A 21,476-nucleotide genomic window follows, 5' to 3' on the forward strand; every position below is an offset into this window, starting at 1 on the left:
TCTCCTTATACGATCAATGAACTATTGCCATTGTTACTGGCAAGGGTAGTGGGCATTTCCAGATAAAAGTCACCAATATTCACGGTGTTCGAATTGACGCCCACCAATGTGATGGTATCTGTACCGATAGTCACAATGGTGTTGCCATTGTTTCCGGTGATAGACACGCTGCTGGCAAAATTACCCGCGTTGATACCTAACAAGACGAGATCAAGGAAGTCCTGCCCGCCGTTGGGGTTACTGTCAAAACCGGTAATTCGGTCCTGCCCAAAGTTGGCACCAAAGGCGAAGATATCGCTCCCGGCACCACCGTCCAGAATGTCGTTACCTTCCTGACCATTGAGAATATCGTCCCCGCTACCGCCGGAGAGGGTATCCGCGCCCGCACCGCCAATCATGACGTCGTTACCAACCCCGCCTTGCAGGTTATCAGCGCCATCTCCGCCATCGAGGAAGTCATTCCCGATACCACCAAACAACTGGTCGTTACCGCCCATACCGAACAGATAGTCGTTACCGGTCCCTCCCGTAATGGTGTTCGCAATGGCATTACCGGTACCGATAAAACTGCCGCTGCCGGTAAATACCAGTTCTTCCACGTTATCGGTGAGGTCGTAGCTGCTAAGGTTGGTTCGGACAACGTCCGTGCCCCCATTCACACCTTCGATAACTACATCACCGAAATCATCAACGATGTAGGTATCATCGCCCGTGCCGCCGGTCATACTGTCGGCACCAAGCCCGCCATCAAGCGTGTCATTACCAGCATCACCTTGCAGAATATCTTGCCCCGCCTGACCAGAGAGGTTGTCGTTTCCCGCACCGCCGATGAGCAGATCGTCACCTGCACCGCCGAGTAAGGTGTCATTACCGCCTTCACCGCGTAGGATATCGCTCCAGGCAGTGCCGACGAGGGTGTTAGCCCCGTTGGTACCCACAATCAGATCGCCCACGGGCTGGGTGGTGGTCGACGTCAGGACAACAGGGGAGTTGCCTTCATCGTCGACGACGGTAACGACCACCTGCAACGTTCTGCCAACCATAGCCTGACCCGGCGTATAGGTGGCGGAAGTCGCACCGTTAATGTTGACGAATCCGGTTGGCGAACTCATTCTCCATTGATAAGTGAAATTACCGCCGCTCAGACCATCGGCGTCAGCAATGCCTGAAACCACCGCGGTCAGCGTCAGGCTTTCAGTTGGGGTGAGGTCGTTAATTACCGGCACACCGGTCGTGGCCTGATTTCGCGGTAGGATCGCCTGAGTTTGTGCCGACACCAGGGTTTCAGCGTCACCCATGCGGTCGTTAAAACTGGCTACCACACGCAGCGGAGCACCCTGAATAGTGCCAGGCACTCTGAACTCAACACCGGTTGCCTGATCTCGCCATTGGCCGTTGACGAATGCCTGCCAGGTCATGGTGATGGCCACATCCGCCGCCAGGCCGTTACCATCCAGCAAGTTCGCCACGTTGACGCGCAGCAGGTCGCCCACCGAAGGGTTAGGATTGCTGATGGTCAGATCGCCCGTCGCTTGCTGCGCCGTCACCCACAGCTGCTTCCCATCGCCAAACTCCAGTTTTTCGATGTTCAACAGACGATCGATGCCATCATTCAGGTTCAGCGCGGCATCCGGCGTGGCGTGATCGACGCGCAGGCTACCGTCCGCCATACGGGTAAAGACATAGTTGCTGCTGACATCACGGTACACCGCGACGTCAGTTTCCGTGCCGTTACCTTCATGCAGGATTTCTCGCACAATCGACAGCTGATTCGGTTTCAGCGTGCCGGCCAGCATGTACGATTTCAGTTCGGCCATACCTTCGGCGCTGGTGAGTCCCGCCATACCTGTAACGGCAATACGCACGTTGAGCCATGCATCACCATCAATGATATCGTTACCGGCTTTACCCATAATGCGGTCGCTACCGCCACCGCCGAGTAAAATATCGCTACCATCATCAGGGTTCAGTAGTACCGCGTTCGGATTTGTAGAACGCTCTACGCCGAGAATAGCCTGTAAACCGGTGATCCGGTCCGCACCTTCCTGGGTCAGGTTGTTAGAGAGGGGAACGCCCTGAACAGGCGCAGTACCTATCGGCTGTTCTGTCCCGGTCAGGATATCGTCGTATTTCCAGCCCGACAGCCCTTCAACAAGATCAAAACGGTCGCGTAGAATAAACTCCTGCTGGTTGACGAAAATAGGGATCCCAAGGTCAGAGTTAGCGCCATTTGGGTCGCCTTTATGGATAGCCCAGTCGAAACCGGCCATGCCATTATTGCGCTGGATCCCCGCGCCCTGAATCATGATGTCGTCACCGGCTTCGCCATCGTAGTCGGTGTCGTTACCCTGACCGTTGAGGACATCGTGACCGATAATGGTACTGTTGAAGAACAACTCAGAGTTGTCACCCGCCAGCGTGTCAAACCCGTCGCCGCCTTCCAGCCAGTCATCGCCTTCGTTGCCCATCAGGAAATCACCACCCGAGCCGCCAAGCGCAAAGTCGTTATCCTGACCCGAGAAGACCTCCTGCGCATCTTCGCCGACCACCACGAAGTCGCTACCGCTGCCACCAAAGACCAGATCGTTTCCGTTACCGGAGAAGATAACGTCATGTCCGGCATCACCGTGCAGGAAGTCCGCATCACCAACAGGCGTACCGGTATCGGTAATAATGTCATCACCGTCACCACCATGGACCACGTCTGCTTCGTCGCCGCCGTCCAGTCGGTCATCTCCGCCATCACCCCACAGACTGTCGATCCCTTTACCGCCGATTAATGTATCATTGCCTGCCGTCCCTCCAAGCACCACATGCCCATCGCCGGTATATTTCAGATACCCGCCATCGGCAAAACTATCGCCGTCAACATCCACTCCTGGGTCGCGACGCACCAACAACGGCGAGAGCAGATCCTTCAGCGGATTACCCCATTTCGGGTCGATTTCCGTTTGCAGCACGCGATTCACTTCAAAAATATGGTCCGGTGTCTGGAACAGATTAGCGGGCAGGTGGGAGGATCCCTCATCACCAAGATCGCTGTTACGCATTACCAGCGCGGAAAACGAGTTGGCCTCCAGTTCATTGAGTAAGTTCAGTCCCTGAACGCGGCTCAGATAGTAGAAACGATCGCCGTCCTGAAGCATTTCCATTTGTGTTTCAAAGACGAAGTTGAAGGTTGAGCCGAGCATGCCGCCAAATTCATTTTTGCGCTCTGCCAGCCCGCCAATCCAGAAATCGACCATATTCAGGCCGGTCTCTTTGGTTGCCCACGCTCCGGTACTGTTAAAGAAATCCATCGCATCCGCAGGCGGGGCATTGTTAGCATCACCAAACAACAGGAAGTTTACCGCTGCACGCTTACCTTCAAGGCTGGTGGCATTGAGGATCAGCTCATGCTGACCATAGGCGGCCATAAAGTTAATGATTGAAGCGGGATTTTTCAGGTAGGTAGTAAAGTCAGCCCAACTGGTATAAGGCTTCAGTTGACTATCACCGCTTATTGCAAAAAACTGCTCGCGGGCCTGGTTCAGCGTCGGCATTGCGGTGTCACGGCCACGGGCTATATTAAGCGCGCCTAAATCGAGGGGCAGGCCGATGAGATTATTACGCAGCGCATCGGTAATAAATTCATCAATTTCGTTACCCACCTGACGCGTCATACCACGCACAATTGCGCCAATAGCCTGATCGTCCGTGACGGTGGCCCCGTTGATTTGATTAAATGCTACCGGATTCAGGAATGCTGAAATCAGGTCAATATCGCCGCTTTGCATATCAATGTCGGTGCGCGCCACGGTTTCTGTCAGCATTGAATGCCCGAAACGGTAAACCACATGCGCAAACTCGGCAAAGATCATCGGGTTTATATCCGCCGTGTTGGAGAAAACAAACGGATCGACGGCGGGTTGTACGGTACGGGCAAACTCCTCGAATACGAGGTGCTGATATTGCATTTCCGTGGAGAAACGACCTGCCTGGAATAGGAACTCACCGTTCCATACCAGCGTACTGGTATCGGCAGGTAATTCCGTGATTTGATGATTGGGCATCAACCACTGATTAATGAGGTCGATATCACCGGTTTCCAGCAGTGTTGTTTTATATTGCTCAACCAGACGGTTATGCTCGCTGTGAAAAACGGCGTGCACCGCGGTTAAACCTATATTTTCGTTCCCACGCCCGTCACCGGTAATAAAGTGACGATCGAGCAGTTCGTTATCATAGGTTCCTGCCGGTTGCGCTCCTTCGCCCCCAATCGCAGTGTCATCATCTGCCAGCAGACCCGCTTTTGGCGCGGCAGTATGCGCAATATCATCAAGAAACGCATGACCGGTGCGGAATGTTCCCTCAGGTAACAGACCGCCGTTGGCTTCAACCAGTCCCCCGGTGGTAACAATCTGTACCTTTCCATTTTCACTTAAAATCAAATTACCGTAGCGATCCGTTGCCAGCAGGGGAACATTAAACACATCCTGATCGGTGAGTTTAATGCCTAGCAGAGTTTCAGCCTGGTTTTTAACGTCGGCCCAGGTCGCCAGTCCACCGTTCGCACCGCCTAATAAATTCCCGGTAGGCTCAGGTTTCCCATCAATAATGACGTATTCGCGGATGAAAATCTGATGTGAAGGATGGGAGGTGTAGGTTTGGTTTTGGTCGATGAAGGGGGTCGTCAGGTTTACTGTCTCTCGGTTTTCATCCACCGTTGCCCGGGTTAATAGCATAAAGTTTGTCGACGACCCTTCCACATATAAAGGGTCATCCGGCTGTAGCGGAATGAAAACGATACCGTTGCCGCCTTTGGGAATCAAATCCAGACCGTGGTCAAAAAACTGGCCAAAGAAGGTCATCCAGCCGTTAAAAGCAGGGGAGAGACCGATATCGGGAGACTGGTTAGGAATGGATAACGTTTCTCCGTCTCCTGTAATAGTCCCCCCGCCGGGAGCATCTTTTAACGCGTTAAATACCTCCAGTGCGGCTGGGTTAGATGCCGTTTGATCGGAAATTAAGTTACTAATAATACGTGGGTCGGCATCAATAACGGTGCCACCAATTTGGATATAACTGGTCATTTGGTCCGCATCTTGCCAGTTTAACGCGGTTAATCTCGGCATTGTCTGGTCGGCAGAGCCATATAACTCCTGGCCTGGTAGAAGATTATTCCATGAACCATCTACCGTGCGAAGTCCATAAGGCAATAGCGGACTGGAAACTAATTCTCTAAGCAATTCAGCATTAACGCTACCATCCGGGTTAGTTGCCGCTTCGGATATTTTGATCTGCTTAAGAATAAAAGCAAGATCGTGCAGAGTGACAGTAAAGTCATATTGTGAGGCCATAAGTCATTACCCCTATCTTTACCTGTATTAGCTATCATCACTCTTTTCTTCCACTTACAAAAACTGACAGAAGAATGAGTCGTATAAGATACCTGATTGTTATTACATGATTAAAACTCCATATTTAAAAAATGAAGTATCTACGACTTGATTAGCATTATTCTCCTGAAATTTAGTTAGCACAGTAAGATATGCACCTCACTTATATATTAGGTTTGAGCGGTTGATGGTCTTCGTGCCCCATTGAAATTAAAGGTATATTCGAGACACGCAGTTTTGAGAAGACAAGGTCTCCTCAAGGCTGTAAAGGTTTTACTTTTTAAAACGCATATTACAGTTATGTGATGATCATAACTATGGTTTTTCCGTTGGCGACTTCACTCATACTTTATTATGAAAAGATTAAATTTTCATTTCTTTACATTAGAATTTATGTCCAATCTCTTCTTAAGAAGAATTCTCATTAAGTCGACTTTTAAGATGTCATTGTGTTGAATTATAAAATTTAATATTGGATGAAATTTAACACGACATCATTCCTGATGCCTGATTATGCTATTAGCATAAATCAATACAGTGTGATAGCTGACCCTACGTTTAGTAAAGAACGCCCCCTCCAAACAGGTAATGCAATGAAAAAAAATATAATTTTTCTCTCCGGGATGATTTTTTCGTCAGTCGGTCACGCCAGTGCGCTCTACTTCTATGAAGTCGGAACGGAGGATACCGCACTGGCTGGTGCAGGGCAGGCCGCTCGTGCTCAGGATGCCTCTACGCTGTTAACGAACCCTGCGGGGATGACCCGTTTACCTGACCATATGGTCAGCGGAGGATTACAGGCGATGGGCGGAGATATTCCCTATACGCTGAACAATACGACAGATGGAAGGCAAAGCCCCGGTAATGTAATGACGCTTTTCCCCAATGCCAGCATGTTTTATACGCAACGGCTGAGTGATACCGTTTCTGCCGGTTTGGGTTTGTACGGCAACTATGGGTTAGGTATCGACTTCGGCAACTGGGCAGGGGATCGGTTAATTAAACAAAGTACCATGGTTGCGATGACGCTGAGTCCCGCCGTTGCATGGAAACTAAGTGATAAGGTGTCGGTTGGCGCAGCTGCAGGGCTAAACTATGGTTTTCTGTCGCTAAGCAGAGATGTCGATGGCCACGATGAGAAACAAAGCGATCATGACTGGGCGATGAATTACCACCTTGGCTTATTAATGGATTTAACCGACAAAACGCGGGCGGGAGTAACCTGGACCAGCAAGACTGATTATCATTTCAATATTGACGGGACGGCACGTTTCCCCAATATACCTAATATTGGATATGATCTGCCGATCTCCACACAGGTCCGTGCTCCGCAGCAGGTGATGTTTAGTCTGGTTCACGATATCAACAGTCAATGGTCAGTGATGGGCGATCTTGGCTGGCAGGACTGGAGCCAGTTTGGCAGCCCGCAGATTACAATAAATGGTCAGCAAAGCGATCGTGATAATCGTCTGAAAGATACATGGCATACAGCGCTGGGCGTGCAATATCATCCCGATGAGCAGTGGCGCATTAATGCCGGTATTGCCTATGACAGTTCACCGTACAAATCGCAAAGTGATGTAGCGCTTTCGATGCCAACCGGCGATGAATGGCGACTTGCCACCGGTGCACAGTACCAGATTACGCCAGCCAGCAATATTGGCGTTGCCGTTGAGTATTTGCACATGCAGTCGTCAAACGTCAAATCTGATATCTTTGCAGGCCAGTATAAGAATCCGTGGCTATGGTTTGCCAGTGTCAACTACAGCTATCAATTCTAGCGCCGTTATTCCCGATTAACTATCTCACGCATTGTTAATAGTCACCATGGCGGATTATCTATCCGACAGTGTCTGGTAACCGTCTGCTGGTGGTCTTATCGCACACGCTCGTTTAAATAAAAATAAATTTCTACTTTTATTATTGAGCAATTTATGGTTTTAATATGAATCTGTACTACCTTCATGGAATATAGGTAAAAGCATATTGTTTTCAATCTAAATAATACAGGTTTGATTATGCAAATTTCACCTCCGGTACGCCCAGAACAAAGCATACAACGCTTAATGCAAGCACTTGAACCGATTGCAGAAAAGATGAAGGTTGTGCCGCGGCGGCGTATCATGTGGAAATACAAGAATAAGCCTCAACTCTACCTTTTTTTGCAAGGGGAGCTGTCTATTTTACGTTCTTCTGATGGTCTGTTAATCGTGACCGTCTATGAACCCCATTTGTTCGGTATTGCCGAAATGATCCAACCGGTACACGGCCATTTATTGCGCGCTGAAGCTGAGTCAACATTATTACGCGTCGATGCCGATAAAGCACGAGAACTCTTTCATCAACAAGGCTTGTGGGAAGATGCGGCGGCAGTGCTTTCATATCATACGGGCTATCTCTTTTATCGTGATGATTTAGTCGTACAGCAGCGTACTTATTCAGTGATACGTAACCACCTCGAAGAGATGATTTTGTTGCCGGAAGAGACGCGCACGCGAGTCTCTATTTTAGATTATATTCAGGATCGGACCCACTTATCGCGCAGCAGTGTTTTAAATGTTGTGTCTGCGTTAAAAAAAGGAGGGTATATTGATTTTGAACGCGGAGGGTATCTTACTTCCATCAATAAATTGCCTGAGCGATTTTAAATAAACCCACAAACAAGTTACAAATCGATTATCTAAATTTAATATTCTATTGTTGTGGTATGCCATATATCAATCGTAAGAAATCCTCCTCATCATTTTCTGAGGAGGATTTCTTGTTATTCAATAAGAGAGTTCACGGACTGATTAATGCTTAACAGTCCTGTTTGATTATGCTCCTTATAATAAAAATTGTTCATTTGCTGCATTTGTTCGAGCTTGGTTAAAGAAGCATAAACCTGGTATGCCTGGCTATGAACGTCAAACATCTCTCTTGGCTTAACCTCATGAAGATATTCATTTTTTAATGAACTCGCGACGTTTTCAATTTGCTGTTTATTACCCTGATATAAGGACAGGGATGCCGAGTCACTACTTGATTTTGACTCGGGTTGTGCCTGAACAACAGGGATCACCATTTTATTGATTTTAACAACTTTCTCTGGGGGAGAAGTATTACAGCCAGAAAGTATCCCAACGATGAGAAGTAGATAGAGAGTGCGCATATATAGTGTTCTAAAGACAATGGATGCCAGCTATTATCTTTTTATACAGTCAGGTGTCTACAGCTATTTTGTTTAAATAAAAACAAAAGGAAATTTAAAATTAAATGCCATTGCATTACATTGTTTCATAAGACCATGTTAGCCTACGAGCATTAGATCATAGAAACCTGATAAGTACAGTATTACGGAAGCTTCTCAACAATCAGAACTGCAGGATTTCTTTCTTCTGGATAATATATTATTAGCGAGGATTTATGAAACTTAATAAACTAGTAAGTTATCTGACTTTAGCTGGCGTGTGTTCAACATCATTAATATCACTACCTGTATTGGCACAGGAAGGAGCAAAAGATGCGACTGCTCAGACCAAAAGTGCGAATGACGCATTATATGGTCAATTGCCATTCACTGATAAAACCGATTTTATGAACGCACATAAAGGTTTTATTGCTCCGCTTCCCAGTGAATTGATTAAAGGGAAGCAGGGAAATGTTGTCTGGGACCCTCAGCAATATGCCTTTATCAAAGAGGGCGAAAAAGCCCCCGACACGGTTAATCCAAGCCTGTGGCGTCAGTCGCAGTTGATCAATATTGGCGGTTTGTTCCAGGTCACTGATGGCGTGTATCAAATCCGTAATCTTGATCTCTCGAATATGACAATTATGGAAGGGAAAGAGGGTATTACGGTCATTGATCCGCTGGTATCTGCAGAAACCGCGAAAGTGGGAATGGACCTTTATTATAAGAATCGCGGTAAAAGACCCGTTGTTGCCGTCATTTATACGCACAGCCATGTTGACCACTACGGTGGTGTCCGCGGCGTGATTGATGAAGCGGATGTGAAATCCGGTAAAGTGAAGGTATATGCACCGGCTGGTTTTATGAAGGAAGCTGTATCTGAAAATATTATGGCAGGTAACGCCATGAGTCGCCGAGCTAGTTACATGTATGGCAATCTGTTGAAACCGGATGCAAAAGGTCAGGTCGGTGCGGGTCTGGGGACGACAACCTCCGCCGGTACGGTCACGCTGATTGAACCCACAAACTATATTACCCACACCGGGCAGAAAGAAGTTATCGACGGTCTAACCTATGACTTCATGATGGCGCCGGGATCGGAAGCACCTTCTGAAATGCTGTGGTATGTAGAAGAGAAGGGAATGATCGAAGCTGCAGAGGATGTCACCCATACGCTGCATAACACTTATTCATTACGTGGCGCGAAGATCCGCGATCCGCTGGCATGGTCAAAATATATCAATGACGTTATTGGCCGCTGGGGGGGAAAGGCAAACATTATTATTGCTCAGCATCACTGGCCGACCTGGGGTAATGAAAATGTGGTGAAGTTAATGAAAAGTCAGCGTGATATGTACCGTTACATCAACGATCAGACGCTGCGCATGGCTAACCAGGGGCTGACCCGTGACGAAATCGCCGCTAACTTCAAACTGCCGTCTGGTCTGGAAAAATCATGGGCCAGCCGCGGATACTATGGTTCTGTCAGCCATGATGTGAAAGCAACGTATGTCTTTTACCTCGGCTGGTTCAACGGTAATCCGGCAACACTGAATGAATTACCGCCCGTTGATGCCGCGAAGAAATATGTCGATTACATGGGCGGCGCCGATGCAATCATGCAAAAAGCGAAAACTGATTACGCCCAGGGCAATTACCGTTGGGTGGCGCAAGTCACTAACAATATCGTCTTTGCTGATCCGAGCAATAGAGAAGCCCGTAATCTGGAAGCAGATGCCCTTGAGCAAATGGGTTATCAGGCTGAGTCCGGTCCATGGCGTAATTTTTATCTGACTGGTGCACAAGAATTACGCAACGGTGTGGTGAAAGGCGCGACACCAAATACCGCCAGCCCGGATACCGTTAAAGCCATGTCACCTGAGATGTTCTTTGATTATCTCGCGGTACATATTAACGGAGAAAAAGCGGCAAATGCGCAGGCAGTCTTCAACGTCGATTTAGGTGCTGACGGCGGTAAATACAAACTGGAACTGGAAAACGGTGTTCTTAACCATAGCGCCGATACACAGGCCAGCAATGCTGACGCCTCCATTACGCTTAACCGCGCAACGTTGAACAAAATCATTCTCAAGGAAGAATCGCTGAAACAGGCAGAAGAGAAGGGTGATGTACAAATTTCCGGCAATCATGCCAAGCTTGATGAGTTCCTCGGGTATTTAGATAGCTTTGATTTCTGGTTTAACATGGTAACGCCTTAACTGTAGAGACAAACCATGCCATAACCCGCCAGCACTGGCGGGTTTTTTATTTTTGTTTATCAGAGTATTGAGTTGAACGATGCTGTATAGCAGTTGCCAGATTGGCCGTAGATCTTTCTGTTCGTGGAAAAGGGTTAGGGGCCGATCTGCTTCACGATGCGGTACTGCGGTGTTACAAAGTGGCAGAAAATATTGGCGTGCGTGCCGTTATGGTACATGCGCTCACAGACGAAGCTAAACGTTTTTATCTTCACCACGGATTCAAAGCATCTCAACTGCAGGAACGAACTCTGTTCCTCAGGCTTTCATGATTGTAATGAGCAGAGGAGGTCAATGGCCAAACGTGGGCCACATGGAGTCTCAACTGAGTACGCAGCAATTGTATTTAACATAATATACATTATGCGTACTAACATAGATAAAGGCGGAATCTGCTGTTTTATGGTCATCCTTGTGCTGCTCAATAATGACGCCTCAAAACCCTTTCAAGCGCAGTTGCCTCAACAGCGCTAACAGTTTTGGATGATGGCTCTTTACTACAGCTGGTTATGCAGTACCGTTTTACGTTCCGCCACCGCCAAACGCGCTCATGGCCTGGGGAATAAACTGCCCATCAACCTGTCGTCCCTTGCCATGCAGAAACAGACCGAACAGGCCGCCGCCATAACCAACGGCCTCCTGAATATTGCTATGCAGTTCATTACGGGCATCTGCCAGTGATACATCCGGCAGCAGGCGCACCTGCAATTCATAGGAAATATACCAGTCCATCAGACTCAGCTGACGCACCAACGGCGGCTGTGAAAGATCAGCACATTAAAAAAGCGATCACAATCCTGTTCATATTCGTCACCGAAAACGCGAGAATTATCGTTATTATTCAAAAAGCCAACGCAAATTTGATTGCTTTTTTTAGCATAGACCAGCCTTTCACTTACGCAATGTTAGTGAGAATGAGATCTTCATTTGATATGAAAGATGACATTTCTCTGGAAAGGCTCTTATCTTCATCGTCGCTAATTTGAAATGCATATCTCTGACCAAAAGTACATAGTCTCAATTATTACGTCATGAGATTCTGTCTTTAGTAGCTTTCATTTAAAAGTATAAAGCCGCACATCTGTGATTTTTAAGCAATGGTATGTAATCGTTCGTTATATACTGAACCAGGTGACTTCACTTACTTTCAGAAATACGATAATAAAATTGAGTACATATCGGACAATGCGAAACAAAAAAAGCAAAACCATCCTACGCTTCGCGCTCTTGCTACTATTTACCTCTACGCTGTCGAGCTGCACATTAACCCGTGTTTCCGACAGCACACTCGCCAAAGAGGTCGATGAGCTGAATGTTATTGGTCTGAGCCTGGAGGCAGCAAGGCAAAGAGCAACTGAAAAAGGTTTTGTGTGCAGCGAATACGGAAACGTGAACACGGTTGTAACCGAACAGGGTGAGCATCGATGGCTACAAACTGAGTGCAGCAAGAAAAGTGCAGAGCTGTTCTGCCCGCAAATGCGTTTTGTCGTTCTTAATGTCGAGCCCAGCACGAACACAGTCGTTGATGTTGGCAACTATATTAATCAACACACCTGTTTTTGAAGGCAACACCTGCATATTGCGCTAAACCTCGTATTGACTAAAGGACGCTATCTTGCTCATCAGAATCATCATCGCAATGATCGCATTTGCTGGAAATTCAGTGCTTTGCCGACTCGCATTGAAGGGTATGCATGCTGATGCTATCTCATTCAGCAGCATCAGATTGATAAGTGGCGCAATTGCCCTTTTTTTATTTATCGCGATAACATCTGACAGCAGAAAATTTGAGTTCAAGTGGTTAAATGCCCTGCTCCTTTGCATCTATGTTTTTTCATTCTCCATTGCCTATGTTTCTCTTAGCACCGGCGCTGGTGCCCTGCTGCTCTTTGGTACCGTTCAGCTCGTCATGACGGTATGGGGAATAGCCCAGGGAGAGAAACTCGTAATTTTAAAAATAACAGGAATACTCGGAGCATTGGCTGGAATAGCGATTTTGCTATTTCCTGGTGTGGAGCGTCCTTCCTTTTATGCCGCAATAATGATGGTTATTGCTGGGTTAGCCTGGGCTTTCTACAGTATCACAGGGAAGAAAATCACGGATGCTGCTGCCTCAACCGGGGGGAATTTCATCCTGGCAATCCCGGTCGCATTGATTATTCCTCTGTTCTTCCGCTCTCATCTTCATATTGATATATATGGATTAGTTCTGGGCGTGCTTTCTGGTGCAATTACATCGGGAGGTGCATATCTGCTCTGGTATTCATTGCTCCCCTTACTCCGGTCCACAACGGCCAGTACTATTCAACTCAGCGTACCTTGTCTGGCCACTCTCGGTGGGATCATATTTTTGGGCGAAACGCTCACCGTCAGAATCCTTCTCGCAAGCGTCATTATTTTGGCTGGAATTGGCTTAGTTATTTTCTCTGATATGAGAAAAGGAGCAAAATAGACTGATTAATTATCGGCAAAGACGATACAGAACATGTTGTGCCAATCGATGATCTGGCGGCAACGCGGGATGCGTAAACTCTTCTGTTTTATTCATACCAATTCGTATCATCAGATCCTCTGACGGTTTATTCAGCACAGAAGTAAATGAAACGACTTCATTTAGCGCCAGTATGTCAAAAGCAAATGCAAGACTCGCTTGCGCGGCTTCTAACGCCAGACCCTGGTGCCAGTATGCTTTAGCAAGGCGCCAGCCTATTTCGGTGCAGGGTGAAAAATGAAATTTATCAGGTTGTGGATGCAACCCCACACAGCCCACAAACTGGTGTGTTTCTTTTAGCTCTACGGCCCAAAATCCCCAGCCGCGTTCTGCAATACCTTCACTAAATCTATCGGCCAGGTTATCGCTTTCAGCTTTCTCTAGCGGCGCGGGGAAAAAGCGCATCACGTCAGAATCGGCATTGAGTGCAGCAAAAGGGGCCCGGTCTTTAGCCTCCCATTGTCGTAATATCAACCTTGATGTTTCCAGCATATTCCTGCCCTTATCATTCATTTTCATATAATCTTCTAAAATAAGTGGCTCATCGGCAAGGTCTTATACCGTCCTTTTCCGACTTTTCCTCTCATACTGGAGATTTATACATGGCCGACTGGAACCCTTCGCTTTATCTGCAATATGCAACTGAACGTTCAAGACCCGCAGCAGAATTACTCAGCCGTGTGGCGTTAGAAAATGTCCGCTCAGTTGTTGATCTTGGTTGTGGTCCGGGAAACAGTACGGCATTGCTGCATCAGCGCTGGCCCACGGCAAAGACAACAGGTGTCGATTCTTCACCTGCTATGCTGAATGAAGCGCGCAACGCATTACCTGACTGCCATTTTCTCGAAGCGGATATTAGCCAGTTTAAGCCCGAGCATCCCGTAGATCTGCTTTATGCAAATGCGTCGTTACAGTGGGTGCCCGATCACTATGACTTATTCCCACATTTGGTCTCACAACTCGGTCACAACGGCGTTCTGGCCGTGCAAATGCCGGATAACTGGCTGGAGCCCACGCATGTACTGATGCGCGAAGTGGCTTATGAACAAGATTACCCCGACCGGGGGCGTGCTCCGCTTCCTGGCGTTCACGCCTACTATGATATTTTGACCGAAGCGGGTTGTGATGTGGATATCTGGCGTACAACGTATTATCACATTATGGATTCGCATCAGGCGATTATCGACTGGGTAAGCTCAACGGGACTCCGCCCCTGGCTGCAGGATTTGAGCGAAAGCGAGCAACGTCATTACCTGGCGCGCTATCATGAACTGCTCCAGGAACAATATCCGTTGCAGGAAAACGGCAATATTTTGCTGGCATTTCCGCGGTTGTTTATTGTTGCCAGACGCAATAGTTAAGCGTTTATCATCAGACAGATCACAGGACTGGGCTACCGAGTATGCGCGCCCTCGCCTTTTTATCATAAGGATCTAGTGGCTATGTCAGGCATCTGCTAGTGTCTTGCCACATGTTTCTGACAGGAGTTGTTATGTCTAAAGTCTACATTGGTGGGTGTCTGTGTGGCTCGATCCGTTTCACAGCCAGCAGTCCTAATAATTCCCATACCTGCTCCTGCGATATATGCCGGAAACATACTGGTGCCCCGACCGTCGTCTGGATTGAGTTTGATGCAGAAAATGTAGAATGGACGGGAAAAGCCGGAAAACCGACAACCTGGCGCTCATCTGAAACCACCAGTCGGGCTTTTTGCCCTCAGTGCGGGAGTTCCGTGGGCGCCATCGATGACGCTCCGGTCATTGCGCTTTTAGCCGGCGCTTTTGACGATCCTAATGATGAAGATCTGGCGCCGGAGTTTCATTCGTTTTCTGATATGCGGCCAGCATGGTGGGAAACAGAACGAAACTAAGTTAGTTGGTAATGTTTATCCGGCATATGTTTTGCTGGCACATTGGTTTCATCGTTCATTTGCAGTAAATCGATTTCGATTGCATTGCAAATCGCATCCAGCGGCAGGTCATTGTTCTCAGTACCAAACGGATCTTCAAGCTCTTCCGCAAGCGCATCGAGCGAGATAAAAGTATAGGAAATAAGCACTGAAATAAACGGCGTCATGTAGTGAAGATCCACCACTAACGCGAATGGCAGCATGATACAAAACAGATAAACAGTGCGATGAAGGATCAAAGTATAAGCAAACGGCACTGGCGTATTCGCAATTCGCTCACAACCTGCCAGTACTGCCGACATATCATTTAATCTGTTGTTTAAACTATGAAATAATATATCGGACAGCTGTCCATTACGTCTGCGAACGGCCAACCACTCGCCCATCAGCAACAAAATGCGGTTTGCCGGGGATTGTGCGGCAAATACCGTCTGCAGATCTTTCTCGCTGAGATATTTCGCCAACGGCTCTGCCTGTGGGTTTCGACGTAACGTCATGCGTAAACAGTGGGCAAATGCGATTTGCAGACGAACAAACTGCCCCAGTTCGGCGTCATCCGGTAAGGTGGTTTTCACCTCGCGAAGTAGTGATCGGGAAGCAATCATCAACTGCCCCCACAGGTGTCGGGCTTCGACATAACGTGAATAGCAGGCGTTATTGCGAAAACCTAAAAAGATAGCAATCGCCACGCCCAGAATACTGAACGGTGCCAGGGTAAATTTGATACCCAACATCGTATACCAGGGCAACATGATGATAACGGCGATGGAGAGCAGGAAGTTCAGCAGCAACCGTGAGAATATTTTAGATAATACGGAACCATGCCAGACGAATATCAGGCGCAGCCAGTGTTGTTGGGGACGAACGATCATGGTTATCTTCGGGAAAATGTGAAATCCGTCACATTAGACGCGATAGCGATCAATGTTGCAAGTTAATCGCAACATTATCCCAACAACTTTTGTTCTGCTTAAAATGAAGCCGCACCTAAGTCACAGACCGGGTTTATGATATAAACCACACAGTATGTTGTAACTAATGTATATCAAGAAAAAACCCGGCCTGAGCCGGGTTGTCGGTAGTCGTCTTAGCACAGTGGCTTAACGGCTTCACGCATACCTTTTGCCAAAATGGTATCCAGATCGGCAGAGACCTGTTCCACCAGTCCAGAAACCTGCGTCAGATCTTGTTCCCAGTGTTCTTTGACACCCAGTACAGATTTGACCAACGCTTCGGTACTTATCTGGCGATCGCGATGCTGGGACCACAGCTGTTGAAAACGCTCTATCCAGTGCGCATCATCCTGAACCGGATAAGACTCACCGTTGCGCTCTCCACGATAAAAAGCAATTAACGCGGCAAGCGCAAACGTCAAACGCGCCGGCAGCTTACCGCTGGCCTGTTGCCCTGCCAGCAGTTGCGGCAATATACGGGTGCGGAATTTGGTCATGCCATTCAGGGCAATCGACAGCAGCTGATGTTTAATGTACGGATTGCAGAATCGACCGGTTACCGAGCTGGCAAAAGAAGCTAACTCATCACGTGGTAAATCCAGTACCGGAATGATCTCTTCATAGATCGCTTTCTCCACGAAAGCACAAATCTCAGCGTCATTCATCGCCTCACCCACGGTGTCCAACCCTGCCTGCCAGGCAACAGGGACCAGCGCGGTGTGAGCACCGTTGAGAATCGCCACTTTGCGCTCTTTGTACGGTTTGATGTCATCCACGATCAGTACATTCAGCGGATACTTATCCAGACGTAGTTCTGCGGCTAATGACTTCGGCCCCTGAATGACAAACAGATAGAAATGTTCTGCGGTATCGAGGAAAGCATCATGATAGCCCAGTTCAGCTTCGAGCTTAGCTACCTCATCACGCGGATAGCCGGTAACAATACGGTCCACCAGCGTGGAGCAAAATGCATTGGCCTGATCCAGCCACTGAATAAACGCTTCCGGCAGCGCCCATTCCTGAGCGTAGCGCAGAACCAGTTCACGCAGCGCATCACCGTTATAATCAATCAGTTCGCAAGGGATGATAATCCAGCCTTTATCCAATGCGCCGTTAAAATAGCTGAAGCGTTCGAACAGCAGACGCGTCAGTTTAGCCGGATAACTAACCGCTGGCGCGTCGTCAAACTTATCGCCCGCGTGGTAACTGATACCTGCTTCCGTGGTGTTAGAGAACACAAAACGCATATCAGGATTATGCGCCAGCTTCAGGAACTCATCATATTCGCTATAGACGCTGATTTCACGGTTAACTGAACGAATTAGACGGGCATCACTGACGGCCTCGCCCTTCTCATTCAAACCACGAATGATAGTGGTATAGAGGCCATCCTGCGTACTCAGCGATGGCGGGAAGGAACTTTCGATAGGACGAACAATGACCACACCAGCGTTCAGATCGGTATGTTCGTTGAGCAGATCTACCTGCCAGTCTACAAAGGCGCGCAGGAAGTTTCCTTCACCAAACTGAATAATGCGTTCAGGATACTGAGCACCGGGGAAATCGCGACGATTTAGTGTTTGCACAATGGGTTCCCTTTATGATTAGTCATACAACCTGATTGAATTGGTCCAATAGGTTAGCAAACTTTAATACATTGAAACCCTGTTTTGATCAATCCCCGGCGACAAATTAGAGCGTTTTATAGAAAAGTGTGGTTCCGGTCAGCGTCCCATCGGGCATTTGAGCATAGTCAGGTATCACCCCTACCTTTTTCCACCCGCAATTGTGGTAGAACAACTCCGCACCACTGCCAGTCGCCGTATCAAGCACCAGCAGCGTTTTACCTTGTTGACGCGCGCAACTTTCCAGTTCGTTCATCAATTCACGGGCCAGGCCACCGCGTCGCACTGAGGGGTGAACCAGCAGTTTGGCGACATCAGCACGATGAGGTTGATTTTCGGGTTGATCGATAATGAGTTGGACGGTACCGACAAGCACCCCCTGCGCATTCTGCGTACCAAGAACGATCCGTTCTCCGCGAGAAACACTTTGCGCGACCTTCATCCAGAAAGGCTCTGATTTTTCGCGATTAAAGGGCAGCATAAAACTGATGGAGGCGCCGTCATTGACGCACTGTTCAAGAACATCGCTGAGCTCGTCGATTCGCGACAGAATCTGTGTCGCGCTCAGCACAAAGCAGGGTTTGCCGGAAGCCATGGTTTCTCCTTAAATTGACCCCTTCATACTGCTTTTAACAATTACACAACACAAGGGGGCATATCATAGGAAAATGTTATCTATGGCTTGTTCATTTGGAGTACTAACCAGTGGTAAATAACCGTGACAACGTAACGTTGCTGTTCATCGTTTAGCACTACACCCTGAGGTATATCATGCCATTTCGCCAGACACCCTCGACAGCACGTCGCCGTAGCATGTTGAGCGATAAATACCGGGTGACCACGCATAGGAGTCTGTTTACCATCATTGGCGGGAAACGCAGGTGCTAGTCGTTTAGCTATAAAATCCGCAGCATGTTGTTCGATAACTGGTGCCCCTTTATCCAGACAATACTGCCTTTCTTTCTGACCAAGACGAAACCGCGAGCGAAACGTTGATTTCGCCAGCCGGGCAAAAAGAGGATCGAGCGTTTTCATCAGTAGACCGAGCGCCCCAGCTGTTGTGTTAATTGTTCCAGCACGGCGATACCGGCCAGTGAATTTCCCGCCGGATCCAGTTCCGGACTCCAGACAGCAATCGCCATCTCGTGTGGCACGATCGCCACGATGCCGCCGCCGACGCCAGATTTCGCCGGAAGCCCAACCCGCCAGGCAAATTCCCCTGCGTTCTGATACATGCCGCTGGTCGCCATCAGCGCATTGATCTGCCGGGCCTGCATCGGTGTGACCACAGGCTCCGCAAGATGAAAGGCATGCCCTTGATTTGCCAAAAAGACAAAAGTCCGCGCCAGTTCCACACAGCTCATTTTCAGCGCGCAGTAGTGAAAATAGTTCTGCAAAACGGTGGGCACGTCATGGTGAAAATTGCCGAAGGATTTCATCAGCCATGCAATAGCGGCGTTACGCGCCGAGTGCTCAAACTCCGATCGCGCGACCGTAGCATCATAGGCGATATCCGAAACGCCGCTTAATGCCCGCACCACTTCCAGCATCCGTTGACGAGGTGCGCTTAGACGCCCTTGCAGCATATCGCAAACCACCAGCGCCCCGGCATTAATAAAGGGGTTGCGAGGGATACCCTGCTCCATTTCCAGCTGCACCAGGGAGTTAAATGGATGACCGGAAGGATCTTTGCCGACGCGCTGCCAGATCTCCTCTTCCTGATAGTGACGCATCGCCACGACCAGACTGAGCACCTTTGAAATTGACTGAATAGAAAAACGTTCTTGCGCATCTCCCGCCTGATAGTGCTGCCCATCAACGGTACAGATAGCAATACCCAGTTTTGAACCGTCGACGGAGGCTAATGCCGGAATGTAATCAGCGACTTTACCCTGACCAATCAGCGGACGAACCTGCTGCACAATGGTCTCTAAAATTGAATTGTCCATGGCCCTGGCCACAACATGCTCCTTGCTCGCAGGTATGAAAGGCCTGCGAGTATAACAGAGCTGAATACGCAACGTCAGGCCGGAAGGCGGAATCTGGCCACGGCCTGCATAAGCTGGTTAGATTCATGGTGAAGCTGTAAGGAAGAATCAGATGCAGCATTCACCAAATCACTGGTTTGTCGGGCTTCGCCGTTCAGGACATGGAGCTGACGGGTTAACTGGTGAATACTGTTCCCCTGATTTAACGTTGCAGTCGAAATATCGTTCAGTAACGCGCCGAGGTTTTCCACCAGTGCGATAACCTGCTGCAAATTCTTATCCAGTCCGTTAACCGCGTGAAAGCCCTCTTCAATGCCCTGTAACGAGTGTTTAATCAGTGTCTGAATGTTTTGCGTAGACTGACCGCTTTTTCGCGCCAGCAGCCCAACTTCTTTCGCAACCACGGCAAACCCGCGCCCTTGCTCCCCGGCATGTGCTGCCTCGATTGCGGCGTTGAGAGCCAGGATATTTGTCTGAAATGCAATGTTGTCGATAAGCGTTGTAATCCCTCGCATTTCAGACGAGCGAGTCACAATCGCCTGCATTGACGCATTTACCGTCGCCATCATTCGGTCTCCACCTGCCGCAATATCACGCGCCTGCACTGCGCGTTGATTCGCCAGTTCAGCAAAGCCACTGTTATCCTCAACATGCGTTTCCAGAACCGAAATATGCGATGTCACAGTGCTCAACTCTTCACTTTGTTTTGCCGACTGCTGGTATAGCTGTTTATTGTTCTGCGCAAGTTCGTTGATATTTCCTACCATTGCGGTGGTGGCATCATTCACCTGCCGTACCAGCGCGCAGAGCCCCTGCTGCATTGCAGCAATACGCGAACTTAATTGCGTCACTTCCCGATTAAACTGACTCACCTGCGGGGCTGGCCGGGAAAGATCACCCGCCGCTAAAATATCGATATGATCGATCAGCCGTCGCAGCGGCATAATCACCCAACGGAACATACTACGCCAGACCAGAAAGGCGATAACCACCAGTACCAGAGGAATAAACAAAAATAGATTCTGTAAACGCTCAAGACTGGTCAACAGCTGCTGACGCCCAGCTTCCGCATGTCGCCCACTGCCCTGCTGAAAGCGCGCGTAATTACCGTTAAAGTCTGTCTGAAAGGCCTGCACGGGTACGGCAAAAAACGCATCAATGGAACCTGACTGCATCAGCCCGTCCGCCTGCTCCTTAATACCGCTATAAAAACGCTGATAGCTCTCTGTTAGATCCGGATCCGACTGCGGCTTCATATCCCGCCAGGCATCCCATGCACTTTTTGACTGCGCCAGCGCCCGATACGCCTCTTCCATTAACGGACGCCAACTCCCGTCCGATCCGGTGGCGGCATCCTGCATAAAATAAATCCCCGCACGGTTAAGTAAATCGCTGGCAGATAATAACGCCACCCGCGCTTCATCAACCTTTGCCTGCTGCAAAAGCGCGAGTTGATTACGCCCTTCATTCTGCTGTGCGTCACTGACTGAGGCCGAGAGCATCAAGGAGGACACGACCTGCAAAACAGAGAACAGCGCAATAATGCAAAAAATGCCCGTTAACAGACCGAACTGACGGGGTATTAGACGATGGGAAATTTGCGTTATGTTCATATTACTCTTCTGTATCAAAGCGTTAGTCGCGAGTGTACGGAGAGTAAATGACAGAAAAATTGCAGAAATAAGACAGGTGCCCCCAGCGGAGG

At 48.6% G+C, this 21,476-nt stretch carries 17 protein-coding genes and 1 pseudogene; 8 read left to right on the forward strand and 10 right to left on the reverse strand.

Going from position 1 to position 21,476, the window contains the following annotated elements; translation table 11 throughout:
* Nucleotides 1-5: 5 nt before the first annotated feature.
* Nucleotides 6-5,339, reverse strand: coding sequence for a peroxidase family protein (locus OGY06_RS03565; RefSeq protein WP_286604713.1), 5,334 nt, complete (start codon nucleotides 5,337-5,339; stop codon nucleotides 6-8).
* Nucleotides 5,340-5,971: 632 nt separating this feature from the next.
* On the opposite strand from OGY06_RS03565, the gene OGY06_RS03570 reads away from it, so the two are divergent.
* Together OGY06_RS03570 and OGY06_RS03575 are read left to right on the forward strand one after the other, a co-directional pair.
* Nucleotides 5,972-7,159, forward strand: a complete 1,188-nt coding sequence (locus tag OGY06_RS03570; RefSeq protein WP_063941973.1) for an OmpP1/FadL family transporter — start codon at nucleotides 5,972-5,974, stop codon at nucleotides 7,157-7,159.
* 237 nt (nucleotides 7,160-7,396) lie between these two features.
* Nucleotides 7,397-8,026 (forward strand): winged helix-turn-helix transcriptional regulator, encoded by a 630-nt coding sequence (locus tag OGY06_RS03575; protein WP_003832974.1) that lies wholly within the window; start codon nucleotides 7,397-7,399, stop codon nucleotides 8,024-8,026.
* Nucleotides 8,027-8,142: 116 nt separating this feature from the next.
* Here the strand turns inward: OGY06_RS03575 and OGY06_RS03580 are convergent, their stop codons facing one another.
* Nucleotides 8,143-8,529 (reverse strand): KPN_03583 family lipoprotein, encoded by a 387-nt coding sequence (locus tag OGY06_RS03580; protein ID WP_286604715.1) that lies wholly within the window; start codon nucleotides 8,527-8,529, stop codon nucleotides 8,143-8,145.
* A 254-nt stretch (nucleotides 8,530-8,783) separates the two neighbouring features.
* Between OGY06_RS03580 and OGY06_RS03585 the strand changes: the two genes are divergently transcribed.
* Nucleotides 8,784-10,766, forward strand: coding sequence for an alkyl/aryl-sulfatase (locus OGY06_RS03585; protein ID WP_149335332.1), 1,983 nt, complete (start codon nucleotides 8,784-8,786; stop codon nucleotides 10,764-10,766).
* 86 nt (nucleotides 10,767-10,852) lie between these two features.
* Nucleotides 10,853-11,077, forward strand: a pseudogene (locus OGY06_RS03590) (GNAT family N-acetyltransferase); the annotation flags it as partial.
* Nucleotides 11,078-11,327: 250 nt separating this feature from the next.
* Here OGY06_RS03590 and OGY06_RS23270 read toward each other — a convergent pair.
* The gene (locus OGY06_RS23270) at nucleotides 11,328-11,555 is read right to left on the reverse strand and encodes a hypothetical protein (RefSeq protein ID WP_502545573.1); all 228 of its coding nucleotides are present in this window, start codon (nucleotides 11,553-11,555) and stop codon (nucleotides 11,328-11,330) included.
* Nucleotides 11,556-11,990: 435 nt separating this feature from the next.
* On the opposite strand from OGY06_RS23270, the gene OGY06_RS03600 reads away from it, so the two are divergent.
* A complete protein-coding gene (locus OGY06_RS03600) occupies nucleotides 11,991-12,368 on the forward strand; it encodes a hypothetical protein (protein WP_003832962.1) in 378 nt (125 codons plus the stop codon).
* Between the two features lie 52 nt (nucleotides 12,369-12,420).
* Nucleotides 12,421-13,257, forward strand: coding sequence for a DMT family transporter (locus tag OGY06_RS03605; RefSeq protein WP_003832960.1), 837 nt, complete (start codon nucleotides 12,421-12,423; stop codon nucleotides 13,255-13,257).
* 9 nt (nucleotides 13,258-13,266) lie between these two features.
* Here OGY06_RS03605 and OGY06_RS03610 read toward each other — a convergent pair whose 3' ends face one another.
* Entirely contained in the window at nucleotides 13,267-13,788 is a 522-nt protein-coding gene (locus tag OGY06_RS03610; RefSeq protein ID WP_191222609.1) for a GNAT family N-acetyltransferase, read from the reverse strand.
* Between the two features lie 110 nt (nucleotides 13,789-13,898).
* On the opposite strand from OGY06_RS03610, the gene tam reads away from it, so the two are divergent.
* Nucleotides 13,899-14,657 (forward strand): trans-aconitate 2-methyltransferase, encoded by a 759-nt coding sequence (gene tam / locus OGY06_RS03615; RefSeq protein WP_003832955.1) that lies wholly within the window; start codon nucleotides 13,899-13,901, stop codon nucleotides 14,655-14,657.
* A gap of 131 nt (nucleotides 14,658-14,788) precedes the next feature.
* On the forward strand, nucleotides 14,789-15,166 hold the full coding sequence (locus OGY06_RS03620) for a GFA family protein (RefSeq protein ID WP_003832953.1): 378 nt from the start codon (nucleotides 14,789-14,791) through the stop codon (nucleotides 15,164-15,166).
* Here OGY06_RS03620 and OGY06_RS03625 read toward each other — a convergent pair.
* From OGY06_RS03625 to OGY06_RS03650, 6 genes are all read right to left on the reverse strand, one after another.
* Nucleotides 15,163-16,077: a bestrophin family protein gene (locus OGY06_RS03625; RefSeq protein WP_286604717.1), complete on the reverse strand. Its 915-nt coding sequence runs from the start codon at nucleotides 16,075-16,077 to the stop codon at nucleotides 15,163-15,165. The genes OGY06_RS03620 and OGY06_RS03625 overlap by 4 nt on opposite strands.
* 215 nt (nucleotides 16,078-16,292) lie before the next feature.
* Nucleotides 16,293-17,744, reverse strand: coding sequence for a tagaturonate reductase (locus OGY06_RS03630; protein WP_286604718.1), 1,452 nt, complete (start codon nucleotides 17,742-17,744; stop codon nucleotides 16,293-16,295).
* 106 nt (nucleotides 17,745-17,850) lie between these two features.
* The gene (locus OGY06_RS03635; protein ID WP_003832948.1) at nucleotides 17,851-18,378 is read right to left on the reverse strand and encodes a GNAT family N-acetyltransferase; all 528 of its coding nucleotides are present in this window, start codon (nucleotides 18,376-18,378) and stop codon (nucleotides 17,851-17,853) included.
* Between the two features lie 80 nt (nucleotides 18,379-18,458).
* Nucleotides 18,459-18,818, reverse strand: a complete 360-nt coding sequence (locus OGY06_RS03640) for a DUF4186 domain-containing protein (protein WP_063941589.1) — start codon at nucleotides 18,816-18,818, stop codon at nucleotides 18,459-18,461.
* Nucleotides 18,818-19,744, reverse strand: a complete 927-nt coding sequence (gene glsB / locus OGY06_RS03645) for a glutaminase B (protein ID WP_003832944.1) — start codon at nucleotides 19,742-19,744, stop codon at nucleotides 18,818-18,820. Before glsB ends, OGY06_RS03640 begins: the two co-directional genes overlap by 1 nt.
* 62 nt (nucleotides 19,745-19,806) lie before the next feature.
* A complete protein-coding gene (locus tag OGY06_RS03650) occupies nucleotides 19,807-21,384 on the reverse strand; it encodes a methyl-accepting chemotaxis protein (RefSeq protein ID WP_164562790.1) in 1,578 nt (525 codons plus the stop codon).
* Between the last annotated feature and the right edge of the window lie 92 nt (nucleotides 21,385-21,476).

It is taken from the genome of Citrobacter sp. Cpo147 (assembly GCF_030332405.1).
Classification (GTDB): Bacteria; Pseudomonadota; Gammaproteobacteria; order Enterobacterales; family Enterobacteriaceae; genus Citrobacter; species Citrobacter portucalensis.

What these genes read in the sequence shown, in the direction of transcription:
- OGY06_RS03635 (WP_003832948.1), bottom strand. Translation starts at nt 18,378, where the DNA reads ATGGCTTCCGGCAAACCCTGCTTTGTGCTGAGCGCGACACAGATTCTG.
- OGY06_RS03585 (WP_149335332.1), top strand. Translation starts at nt 8,784, where the DNA reads ATGAAACTTAATAAACTAGTAAGTTATCTGACTTTAGCTGGCGTGTGT.
- OGY06_RS03580 (WP_286604715.1), bottom strand. Translation starts at nt 8,529, where the DNA reads ATGCGCACTCTCTATCTACTTCTCATCGTTGGGATACTTTCTGGCTGT.
- OGY06_RS03570 (WP_063941973.1), top strand. Translation starts at nt 5,972, where the DNA reads ATGAAAAAAAATATAATTTTTCTCTCCGGGATGATTTTTTCGTCAGTC.
- OGY06_RS03565 (WP_286604713.1), bottom strand. Translation starts at nt 5,339, where the DNA reads ATGGCCTCACAATATGACTTTACTGTCACTCTGCACGATCTTGCTTTT.
- tam (WP_003832955.1), top strand. Translation starts at nt 13,899, where the DNA reads ATGGCCGACTGGAACCCTTCGCTTTATCTGCAATATGCAACTGAACGT.
- OGY06_RS03625 (WP_286604717.1), bottom strand. Translation starts at nt 16,077, where the DNA reads ATGATCGTTCGTCCCCAACAACACTGGCTGCGCCTGATATTCGTCTGG.
- OGY06_RS03640 (WP_063941589.1), bottom strand. Translation starts at nt 18,818, where the DNA reads ATGAAAACGCTCGATCCTCTTTTTGCCCGGCTGGCGAAATCAACGTTT.
- OGY06_RS03620 (WP_003832953.1), top strand. Translation starts at nt 14,789, where the DNA reads ATGTCTAAAGTCTACATTGGTGGGTGTCTGTGTGGCTCGATCCGTTTC.
- OGY06_RS03610 (WP_191222609.1), bottom strand. Translation starts at nt 13,788, where the DNA reads ATGCTGGAAACATCAAGGTTGATATTACGACAATGGGAGGCTAAAGAC.
- OGY06_RS03650 (WP_164562790.1), bottom strand. Translation starts at nt 21,384, where the DNA reads ATGAACATAACGCAAATTTCCCATCGTCTAATACCCCGTCAGTTCGGT.
- OGY06_RS03575 (WP_003832974.1), top strand. Translation starts at nt 7,397, where the DNA reads ATGCAAATTTCACCTCCGGTACGCCCAGAACAAAGCATACAACGCTTA.
- OGY06_RS03600 (WP_003832962.1), top strand. Translation starts at nt 11,991, where the DNA reads ATGCGAAACAAAAAAAGCAAAACCATCCTACGCTTCGCGCTCTTGCTA.